Raw genomic sequence first — 10508 nt, 5'->3', positions numbered from 1 at the left:
CGACAGTTTATCGCACGGATGTGTTAATCCTATCAGAATTACGCCGGACCTTTTCTCTCTTATTGTAATAAAAAAAGAGTAGCTTTGCAATGCTTTGGACACATCGCTTTTCTACTCTTTTATTGTACCAAATCAGAATTTGTGGCTTTTCGTATAGCAAATACGACACACGCCCCAATCATAACACCGCTCGTGTTTAATATTATGTCATCAATATCTGTATGCCTGTCGGAACATAGCAATTGGGACAGCTCAATAAAGATAATATAACAAATCCCTGCGATCACAGTTTTTTTGATATTATCAAGCTTGTGAAAACAGATAGGCAATACTATTCCCAAAGGTATAAACATTGCGATGTTCCCGATAATATTGATAAGCCATCCATCATATCTGTCAAAGAGGAAATAAAACGGGATGACGTTTATCATGTCAGACAGTGTCTTTGAAAATCCGATCGTTAGTGTACCTATTTTTCCATCAACATAATGTAACGGAAAATATACAAATCTTGCAATAACTACAAGGCATATGTATACAAGAAGCATCTGTAGTTCGCGTTTTACCGAAAACTTCTTGAATCTGATCAAAATTATGGATCGCACAAGTATCCAAATGAGAGTTATAAAAATATACATCTGTAGATAGGAAATCTCGATCATAGTCACTGCATCATCCTTTCTTTAGCAGATAGCTTGATAAATTCAGATTTATGTTCGTAAAAATTATATCACAGCATCGCTGCATTGTCAATAAAAAAGTCATAGTACCTCTGACTGTATATCAGAAATACTATGGCTTAATACTTCTATATGAATACCGCCCTTACGGCAGCCTTGATTCTTTACTTGATATCAAGCTTTAACTTGAATGGTGAATACTTTCTGTATGCTGTGGAGTTCTTCTTGATATCATAACCCTTGACGATCTCCTTCATCATATCCTCAAAGTCTGAATAGTAGCGTTCGCTGAGGAGAGAATCAATCGTAGTGTCATTCCAGAGATCCTCGGAAGTCATACGCTCCTTGATATCAGCCTTTATAACGATATAAACTGTATTCTCGTCATAATCATACCTTTCAGCTTTATAAAGTGCGATCTTGTTGAAAAGGTAATCGCTATAGTCCTGCTGAGCCTTCTGAATTTTTTCCTGCTCTGCTGACAAAGTTGTCGTTGTAGCATTATCCGAAGAACTGTTGTCGGCTGTTGTAGTCGAATACTTTGTTACAGTTACCTCTTTTTCGTGAGGATCAACGGTTGTTGTTGTGGTAGTTGCACCCTTCTCACCTGTTGTGGTAGTTGTGGTCGTAGTGGTGGTAGATGTTGTAGTCTCGCCTGCCTCCTTTGCAGCCTTTGCAGCTGCCTCAGCAGTACGCTTTTCAACGTAGCTTTTGTATTCTTCCTCGCACTCGTCGATCTTCTTGAGCTTAGCCTCATTGGTTTTTTCAGCATTGATGTCCTTGATGTAATCGTCGATCATATTATTGATACGGCGTGTTTCATCTGCATCGAACTTCTCTCCCTCATCATCGACCAGACTTATTGAGAAATACTTGATTCTTGCAGTCTTGTCCTGATAGTACTCCTTGAGCTCGTCCTCAGTACAGCCTTTTTCCGAACCGAGACCGTAGTAATGCTCAAAGATATGTGTCTGCTTGTAGTTGTTCTCAATGACCTTTCTGAGGGATTCTTCTCCAACGCCGTTTTCAGAGAACATAGCGCTCGAACCGTTTGACGAGAGCATATCCTTTATCTCGGCAAGCTCATCATCTGTAAGCTTACCGCCTATCTTCTCGAATTCCTTTTCATTAGCTACGAAGTCCTTGCAGGCCTGTGTAGCCTTATCCTGTATCCAGTCTGTAGCGTCCATTGATTCGATAGTTGCATTCTTTACGTCTTCAACAGAAGGCTCTTTGCCGCCGTTCTTGGTATACACCTGATATGAAGCTGTATTATATGCATAAATCTCATTATAAATAAATACACCAGCAGGCACTTCGTAACCATCTATTGTAAGAGCAGTCTGCGAGCCCTTACCAAATGTTATAGCCTCAGGAGCGCTGCAACCTGTTGAAGCAGCAGCCAGAGCAAAAGCCGCAGCAGCTGCAGCAAACTTATTAAACTTATTCATCTGTAAATTCCTCCGATATAATTGTAGATTCCAGATACTGTTTTATTATACAACACTTTTTTGGATTTGTCCATAGTTAAAGCGAAATTTTTTTCATTTTATCACCAAATACAAAAATTAAACATATTATGCAAATTATTTTTTTGCTCATTTCCTTGACTTAGCCGCAGATAAATGATACAATAGATGTATGTGTATTATTATAAATAAGGAAGGTGTCAGATGTGAAAGTTGAACTTTTAGCATATACCCCCGAGCCTGAAAAGCTTATCGCAACTGCTGCAAAGCTTTGCTATTCAAGCAGCGATATCGAATCTCTGAGATACGGACTGACAGAAGAAAAGATCACAAGCTTTATTGACATGATAATTTCAATAGGTCATGAAAGCGTAGTCGAGCACGTTTCGTTCACTTTCGGCATCGAGGGAATATCAAGAGCCTGCTCTCATCAGCTTGTAAGACACCGTATCGCATCATATTCTCAGAAAAGCCAGCGCTATGTAAACGAAAACGGCTTCAATTTCATTACTCCCCCGTCTATCGCGGATATCCCTGAGGCTAAATCGGAGTACGACAGAGTGATCGACGAGATCACAAAGAGCTACGAGAAGCTTGCCGATATCCTTACCGAAAAGCATACCGCAGAATTCACGGCACAGGGACTTGATGAAAAGGCCGCACGTTCAAAGGCTTCCAAGCTTGCTAACGAGGACGCTCGCTTCATACTCCCCAATGCCTGCGAAACAAAGATAGTCGTTTCCATGAATGTCCGTTCATTGTTCAATTTCTTCCGCCATCGCTGCTGCAACCGCGCACAGTGGGAGATAAGAGCTGTTGCCAACGAGATGCTGAAACAATGTCTTGAAGTCGCTCCGCATATATTTGCTCATGCAGGTCCGTCATGTGTTGCCGAGGGAAAATGTCCCGAGGGCAAAATGACCTGCGGTAAAATTGAAGAAGTAAAAAAGAATTTTTCCTCAATGAAAGCGTGAAATAAATTAAATGCTTGAATTCAGAGATATTGATATCAAAGACAAAAAGCGTATTACCGCTGCACTTGAATATTCCCAGTTCATGGGCTGTGAGTACAATTTCTCAAACAACCTGGCATGGCGAAGACTCGGGGATTCACAGATAGCCTTCTACAAGGATTTCTACATCTGCTGTGCCTTTCGTTCCGAAGACGGTACGCCGCGTTTTTTCTTTCCGTCAGGCAAAGGCGATCTCAGGGAGGTCATCGGCGAGATGATGTCCTATGCGTATTCACGCGGCAAGTCTCTGAAAATCATGGGGGTCACTGATACTACTTTAAAAGTGATGAACGAGCTTTATCCCCAACGCTTTACAGTCGATACCGATGACGGCGACTGGGACTATATATACAACGCATCCGACCTTATTGGTCTTGCAGGCAGGAAGTATCACGGCAAGCGCAATCACCTCGCAAGGTACAATGAGCTCGGTGCCGAATACGCTCCCCTCACCGAAAAAGACTTTGACGACTGCATTACGTTCAGTGCTGTTGAATACAATAACAAAGCTCTTTCGGATCACTCGTATATGGCGGAGCAGTTCGCAATAAACACCTACTTCAACTACTTCGCGGAACTCGGTCTGCAAGGCGGAGTAATACGTATCGACGGAAAGCTCGCTGCGTTCACTATCGGCGACAGACTGAACAACGACACTTTCTGTGTCCACATCGAAAAAGCTGATACGCAGTTCAGCGGCATCTACGCAGGCATCAACAACTGCTTTGCCAGATCCGCAGCTGCTGGATATAAATATATCAACCGTGAGGAGGATCTTGGCATCGAAGGACTGCGAAAAGCAAAGCAGTCGTACCACCCTGCCTTTCTCCTCAAAAAATACACTTTAACTTTTAAATGAAAGGAAAAAGAACATGATCTATGTCTTTCTTGCAAACGGATTTGAAGAAACCGAAGCTATCGCTCCTATTGATCTGCTCAGAAGAGCCGAAAAAAAAGTCGTGACCGTTGGTGTCGGCGACAATATCATCGTAGGCTCACACGGTATCCCCGTTGTAACTGATACGATCGCACAGGAAGCTCCGCTCACAGATGAGCTGGAGATGATAGTGCTCCCGGGCGGTATGCCGGGAACTCTCAACCTCGAAAAATCCGAATACGTTCAAGCAGCAATAGATTACTGTGCAGCAAACAACAAGTATATCGGAGCTATTTGCGCTGCTCCGTCTATACTGGGACATAAAGGACTTCTCCGCGGTAAGACCGCTGTATGCTACGAGGGCTTTGAAACTCAGCTCGAGGGCGCAAATATCGGAAACAGCGGCGTTGCTGAAGACGGTATATTCATTACCGCCCGCGGCGCAGGAGTTGCCGTTGATTTCGGACTCAAGCTCGTTGAAAAAGTTCATTCAAAGGAAGAAAGCCGACGACAGCGCAACGCTATTTTATGTGACTGATATGGAAATAAAAAAAGAACTACGAAAAGAATTCTCACATCTTCGCGCAGAGATCAAGGATAAGGTATCCAAAGACCTCGATATAACCGAGAGACTTCTCGAAGAAGAAAAGATCACAGAAGCGGACAATATCCTCCTTTATGCCTCGTTCGGTTCAGAGGTGGATACATACCTGCTCATAGACAAGCTTATTGAAATGGGCAAAAAAGTAGCTCTGCCCAAATGCGGTGCCGAGCGCTCAATGTCGTTCCACCTCATCGGATCGGTCGCTGACCTCCATGAAGGAATGTACCGAATCCCTGAGCCCGATATCGCTCTCCCCCAGCCCGTCATCACGGACAAGACCGTATGCATTATCCCCGGTCTCGCATTCACCGAGGAAGGCGGCAGGCTTGGCTACGGCGGAGGATACTACGACGCATTCATATCACAGTATCCCGAAATGTACACTATTGCCCTTGCATATGAAGAGATCATCGTGGATCAGCTCCCGCTCATGAAGCACGATCTGACAGTCGATCTCATAGTAACGGAAGAAAGGACGGTGCTCTGCAATGGCTGATAACAAAAACAACGACGATGTTATCAATGATATACTCAAACAACTCGATAATGCCAAAAATACTTCTGAAGCAGAGTCAGAAAAACAAACGGAAGAGCCTGCTGAAACAGCAGACCGACCAATAGAAGAAACAGCGGACGCTATCAGCGAACCTGTCCGCAGCGCTCCTTCACATGAAGCGCCTCAGAGAAAAGTTATCTCCCATGCGGCTGATAATGAGTCCGCCGAACCTGTGCGCAGCAACGCCGAGTTCCGCAAACCTGCCCAGCATCAGCAGGAAGACGATCCTCCTGTTCTGACACGAGGCGCAGCTGCTCAGATGCACAATAATCCCCATCATAAGAAAAAGAAGAAGAAAAGGAACCGACTCCCGGGCGTTCTTATCCTGACAGTATTCATCTTTGCGGTATCAATCTGTCTTTCACTGGTTATAATCGCCTTCGGACGCGATATGTTCGGTATCGGCAAGTCGGATACATCAAGGCTCATAATAGTCCCCGAAGGAGCATCAACAGAAGATATTTCGCAGCTCCTTTACGAGGAAGGCATTATCAGCTCGCCGAAATGCTTCCAGTTCTTCTCAAGATTCAGAAAAACTCCCGATCAGTACATCGCAGGTGAACACTTTGTAAGCCCGAGCATGGCATATGAAACTATCATAAACAAGCTCACCAATATTGAAGAAGAAGAAAAGAAGGAAGAAGTTACCATCACTTTTGTTGAAGGCAAGACAATATATGACGCAGCTCAGCTCCTCGAAGAAAACGGAGTATGCAGCGCAGATGACTTCATCTTCAACTTCAATGCAGGCGGCTTAGGATACAGATTCGAGGAATACCTTCCTAAGGAATGGAATTCCCTCAGATTCGCTGATGCACGTATGGAAGGCTATCTTTTCCCTGATACCTATACCTTCACCAAGGATATGGATCCTGAACAGGTCTGCCAGAAGATATACTTCAACTTCAATCAGAAGATGTCTGACGAAAGAATCGAACGCATCAAGTCACTCAACTATTCAATGGACGAGATCATAACAATGGCTTCGATAGTTCAGAAGGAAGCGCCTAACCGCGCTGACATGAACCACGTTGCAGGTGTATTCTGGAACCGACTTGAACACCCTGAAGGAGAAACAGTCGGAAAGCTCCAGTCAGACCCGACATCGAACTATGCGAATTTCGTTATCAAGCCTCATCTTGAAGTTCCTAACAGCGAAATGCTCAATGCATACGATACCTATATCGGACAGGGACTCCCTCCCGGACCTATATGCAGTCCCGGTCTTGAGGCTATCGACGCAGTTCTTGAAAAGATGCCGACAGAGGACTACTACTTTGTTGCTAATATCTATACAGGAGATACAGTCTTCGCCAAGACCTACGATGAGCATCTCCAGAATGATGCTAAGGTCAAGGCTGATGAAGCAGCATGGGAAGAACAGGAAGAAGCACGTATAGCTGCCGAAGAAGCAGCAGCTGCTGCCGCAGCGGAGGAAAACTATGAATAAACTTGAAGTACTTGCTCCCGCAGGCGATGAGGAACGCTTCACAGCCGCCGTAGACTACGGCGCTGATGCGGTATACCTCGGACGCAAGCAGTTCGGTATGCGTTCATCGCCGCTCAATTTTGAATTTGAACAGCTTTGCAAAGCTGTTCAGACTGCACACGAAAAAGGTGTAAAGGTATACCTTACCTGCAATACACTTCCACGAAACAACGAGATACAGTTCTTTGAGCGTTTTGTAAATGAAGCTGTCGAAGCAAAGGTCGATGCGCTTATAGTTGCAGATATCGGACTTCTGATGCTGATAAAGAAGTATGCTCCAGATATGGAGATACACATCTCAACTCAGACAGGTATCGTGAACTACGTTACAGCCCGTGAGCTGTACAATATGGGTGCAAAAAGAGTAGTTCTCGCAAGAGAACTCTCACTTGATGAGATCGCAGAGATCAGGGCTAAAACAAGTCCCGATCTCGACATCGAGACTTTTGTCCACGGTGCTATGTGCGTTTCTTTTTCAGGAAGATGCCTGCTCTCACAGTACCTCGTGAACCGTGATGCTAACCGCGGAGAATGTGCGCAGCCCTGCCGCTGGGGATATCACCTCGTTGAAGAGAAGCGTCCCAATGAATTCTTCCCCGTTTTCGAGGACGAAAAAGGCACGTATATCCTCAACTCAAAGGATATGTGCATGATCGAACATATCGACAAACTCGCACAGGCAGGCGTTACAAGTCTGAAGATCGAGGGCAGAGCAAAATCCGCTTATTACGTAACAGTTGTTACCAATGCATACCGTATGGCTGTGGATCACTACTACAAGGATCCTGATAATTTCGTTCTCCCCGACTGGATACGCGATGAGGTTTACAAAGTAAGCCACCGCAAATACTGCAACGGATTCTTCTTCGGTACTCCAGAGGAGTCTCAGTACTACGAAAACAGCGGATATATCCGCAATTACGATGTTGTGGCAGTTGTTGAAAGATGCAAAAACGGCACTGTATACTGCACCCAGAGGAATAAATTCTTCGCAGGTGATACTGTTGAGCTGCTCGCACCTTCACAGAGACCTGTTGAAATGGCACTGGAGCATCTGTACGACGAAAACGGTGAGGAGATCGAAACTGCAAATCATGCAATGATGAAGTTCTCCTTCTCCTCCGAACTGACATTCCCAAAAGGAACTGTTATCCGTAAGGAAACAAAATAAAGGCAGTAAGCACGGCGCTTATACAGAAATTTTTACATAAGATATCGGGGGAATCCTTTCCAAAGAAAGGATTCCCCCGATAATTTCGTGTAAAGTTTCTATATGAGTACTCCGCTTAGAAACTGCCTTTATTTTTTTACTATTCACTTTTTAAGGGTCGATGCCGCAGAAGAAGAAGTACCTGCATCTGCCTTTGCATCAGCAGGAGAAACATAAATAACTCTTCCGCTTTTGGGTTCATCATCATCAGGAACGACGATCTGCTCAGTACCACATGATGTAAGTGACATCAGCACAATGCTGACACTAAGAAGTTTCAGGAAATTCTTCATCAATATCCCCCCAAATCTTTCATCATGCATATTATAAGCAATGTACCTTAAATCAATCTTAAATCTCAGCCTTTATATATATAAAAAATTGCCTATTTTTCGTGCTTCATCTTGTTTAAAAATGCTAAGATGCCGTTTGATTGTATGTAAAATTGTATGTAATTTACTGCTTATCCAGCGTACCACTGTACTTGCTGCCGTCGATCTCGACAGTAATCTTGATTGGCTTTTTCTCAGGCTCAGGAGCTGCCTGCTCTATTTCACCTGGAAAAACTGTCCCACGCTGAAACGTCTGTATATAGTTTCTGCCGTCGCGCTCATCGCCAAACCAGTGATTATTTACGTATGGCTCACTGTCACGGCAATCAACATGGCAAGCCCCCTGCATCAGACCAATACCGCCGAAGCCTACACGCTCAGCAGCTTCTGCAATGTCCTCAGCTGTATATGTTCCGCCGCTCTTTTTGTTGACGATAATATCAGCCGCGATATTGCAAGTGTGTGCGTCGTTTTTGAAGCCGCCCACAGACACACTGTAGGTCGGGCAGCGATAGCCGCTTGTGATAATAATGGACTTTGCGTCCATTAGCTTAAACAGTTCCTCAAGGCGCTGTATGAGCAGCTGTGACGGATTTTCGCCTCCACAACCACACTGACAGCGAAACTCGGATTTGTCAAAATGTGTGCTTAGATTTCCCATGATTTTCACCTCCGATTTTTATTATCTACTTCCGGCAGACCTGCAATGCTCGTAAGTACTGATAAGATACCTGCAAGCAGAGCCGTCGAAACTACCGTGCCCCAGTTGACCTGATCCAGAGCGGCAGAAGTGCCGATCACTGCTATTGCGGTCTGTGCAGTTGTTTTCGCTGCTCTAATCAGTGCAGCTCTTATCCAGCTTTTTAATTTCATGATGTTCCTCCTCCGAAAATCTTCCTGAAGAAATCCTTGATTTTTTCAAGAAGGCTTGGCTCATGGTCCATTGATCTGCTTCCGCTTTTCTTTCTCCAGTACCATCTTTTGAATATTTTCTGTCCCATATCAATATTCCTTTCCTACATCATTGTTATCGCCTATAACAGCGACATTTGTACCATTACCGTCTTGGGAAACAACTGTTTCTTCGACGTATTCAAATTGATTTATAAATTTCTGCGTTTTCGCAACGCAAAGAGCGGTGATTATAAGAGCGATAAATGCCAAGACAATGCATACTATCATGACTGCTATCGCGTAGCCAAGCTTGCGGTCAAACTCTGCCTTAGCCAGTAGGTATATCGTGTGCCACTCTTTGCAGTTCAGGCATTTATCTTTCACGGTGCCTCCTATTTCATAGCCATTTCCCACAGCGTTTTCGCTGCAAGCGGAGCCATTATTCCCGCGACAAATGCTAAGATGCCAATTAGAATTGACAGCTTCGTATTGCTTTTCTCAGCAAGCAGATTCGTGCTTACAACTTTCTCATTGATTAGCTCATGCCGATCTGAGCAGTCTTTCTGCCGGACGTACCTTTCATCAAGTTCGGCGAGTAACTCTTCTTTGGTCATGTCAGCGATTTTCATTTTTATCACTCCTTACGTTTCTTCAAGTGCCGTTACTCTCGCATCAAGCGCAGATATCAGGCTGTCTACCTGTGCTGCGGTATAGTACCCGTCTGGTGTAGGCTCGTCACCGTAGTACCATATATCACAGTTCGCAGGGAAACTCGTCGGATAGAATACGCAGTCTCTTGATATACGGACCTTAGTGAGGCTTGTGTTTGTGAATGCGTTACGTCCTATCAGCTCTACGCTCTCAGGTATGCTCACATATGCCAGATCTGTAGCATTCATGAACGCTCCGACGCTTGATTCATCATCCTCGTATTTTATGTACATTGATGATGGCTGCACAGTGGTCCCGGCTGTGATAGTATTGGAACCTTCGTATGTCGGAATAGAGATTTCGGTCGTTGTGTAATCAATTGTATCACCTGCTCCAAGCGGACTGTCTCCGAGATCAATTGTCACCGTAGTTGACTGCGCTCCGCTTGTAACTGTAAGTGGTAGGTCTACGTGGTACGGCTCCCAACAAGTCACGCCCGATATTGTTCCTCCGCCTGTAATATCTGCGGTAAAAGGCTCGGCTACAACATCACTGTCCACTATCATAAATCTCACATAAGACGGATGGCCGCCCTGATGCAGTGCCTTGAAGTACAGTCCCACGCGGGCATCTTCCGTAAGCGTGAAGCTATACTCCTCATGATGGAACTGAAGGCTTGTATCGCTGAACAGCGCCGTCCGCTGTATGATCGTGCTGCCGTTTTCCGACAACA

The 10508-nt window shown here is 44.7% G+C and carries 14 protein-coding genes and 1 pseudogene; 6 read left to right on the top strand and 9 right to left on the bottom strand.

The features are described 5' to 3' along the window. Window positions 1–119: 119 nt before the first annotated feature. Window positions 120–548, bottom strand: coding sequence for a VanZ family protein (locus K6G33_RS11515; protein ID WP_296779609.1), 429 nt, complete (start codon window positions 546–548; stop codon window positions 120–122). 296 nt (window positions 549–844) lie between these two features. Then, window positions 845–2131 carry a hypothetical protein gene (locus tag K6G33_RS11510; RefSeq protein ID WP_296779606.1) on the bottom strand — a complete coding sequence of 429 codons (1287 nt, stop codon included), beginning with the start codon at window positions 2129–2131 and terminating at the stop codon, window positions 845–847. Between the two features lie 224 nt (window positions 2132–2355). Here K6G33_RS11510 and thyX point away from each other — a divergent pair, with 224 nt between their 5' ends. From thyX to K6G33_RS11480, 6 genes are read left to right on the top strand one after another with little or no spacing between them, the layout of a single operon-like run. Further along, entirely contained in the window at window positions 2356–3123 is a 768-nt protein-coding gene (gene thyX / locus K6G33_RS11505) for an FAD-dependent thymidylate synthase (protein ID WP_296779604.1), read from the top strand. Window positions 3124–3133: 10 nt separating this feature from the next. Beyond that, window positions 3134–4021 (top strand): phosphatidylglycerol lysyltransferase domain-containing protein, encoded by an 888-nt coding sequence (locus K6G33_RS11500; protein ID WP_296779602.1) that lies wholly within the window; start codon window positions 3134–3136, stop codon window positions 4019–4021. Window positions 4022–4034: 13 nt separating this feature from the next. Beyond that, window positions 4035–4577: a DJ-1 family glyoxalase III gene (locus tag K6G33_RS11495; protein WP_296779600.1), complete on the top strand. Its 543-nt coding sequence runs from the start codon at window positions 4035–4037 to the stop codon at window positions 4575–4577. Between the two features lies 1 nt (window position 4578). Continuing rightward, the gene (locus tag K6G33_RS11490; RefSeq protein ID WP_296779599.1) at window positions 4579–5139 is read left to right on the top strand and encodes a 5-formyltetrahydrofolate cyclo-ligase; all 561 of its coding nucleotides are present in this window, start codon (window positions 4579–4581) and stop codon (window positions 5137–5139) included. Beyond that, complete coding sequence (gene mltG, locus K6G33_RS11485; protein ID WP_296779595.1) at window positions 5132–6649, top strand: endolytic transglycosylase MltG; 1518 nt, start codon at window positions 5132–5134, stop codon at window positions 6647–6649. Before K6G33_RS11490 ends, mltG begins: the two co-directional genes overlap by 8 nt. Next, window positions 6642–7859, top strand: a complete 1218-nt coding sequence (locus K6G33_RS11480; RefSeq protein WP_296779592.1) for a U32 family peptidase — start codon at window positions 6642–6644, stop codon at window positions 7857–7859. Before mltG ends, K6G33_RS11480 begins: the two co-directional genes overlap by 8 nt. Before the next feature lie 143 nt (window positions 7860–8002). On the opposite strand, the gene K6G33_RS11475 is transcribed toward K6G33_RS11480, so the two are convergent. The 7 genes and pseudogenes from K6G33_RS11475 to K6G33_RS11445 form a co-directional block, all read right to left on the bottom strand. Then, complete coding sequence (locus tag K6G33_RS11475; protein WP_296779590.1) at window positions 8003–8191, bottom strand: hypothetical protein; 189 nt, start codon at window positions 8189–8191, stop codon at window positions 8003–8005. A 163-nt stretch (window positions 8192–8354) separates the two neighbouring features. After that, the gene (locus K6G33_RS11470; protein WP_296779587.1) at window positions 8355–8891 is read right to left on the bottom strand and encodes a D-Ala-D-Ala carboxypeptidase family metallohydrolase; all 537 of its coding nucleotides are present in this window, start codon (window positions 8889–8891) and stop codon (window positions 8355–8357) included. A gap of 5 nt (window positions 8892–8896) precedes the next feature. Next, window positions 8897–9103, bottom strand: coding sequence for a holin (locus K6G33_RS11465; protein ID WP_296779585.1), 207 nt, complete (start codon window positions 9101–9103; stop codon window positions 8897–8899). Further along, window positions 9100–9231, bottom strand: a complete 132-nt coding sequence (locus K6G33_RS11460; RefSeq protein ID WP_296779581.1) for a hypothetical protein — start codon at window positions 9229–9231, stop codon at window positions 9100–9102. Before K6G33_RS11460 ends, K6G33_RS11465 begins: the two co-directional genes overlap by 4 nt. 1 nt (window position 9232) lies before the next feature. Beyond that, a complete protein-coding gene (locus tag K6G33_RS11455; protein WP_296779579.1) occupies window positions 9233–9508 on the bottom strand; it encodes a hypothetical protein in 276 nt (91 codons plus the stop codon). 8 nt (window positions 9509–9516) lie between these two features. Beyond that, a complete protein-coding gene (locus tag K6G33_RS11450; protein WP_296779577.1) occupies window positions 9517–9753 on the bottom strand; it encodes a hypothetical protein in 237 nt (78 codons plus the stop codon). 12 nt (window positions 9754–9765) lie between these two features. After that, window positions 9766–10508, bottom strand: a pseudogene (locus tag K6G33_RS11445) (hypothetical protein); the annotation flags it as partial.

The organism is Ruminococcus sp. (genome assembly GCF_024691275.1).
Classification (GTDB): Bacteria; Bacillota; Clostridia; order Oscillospirales; family Ruminococcaceae; genus Ruminococcus.
Note: the sequence above shows the minus strand (reverse complement) of the source record. Positions and strands in the feature narration are given on the sequence as shown.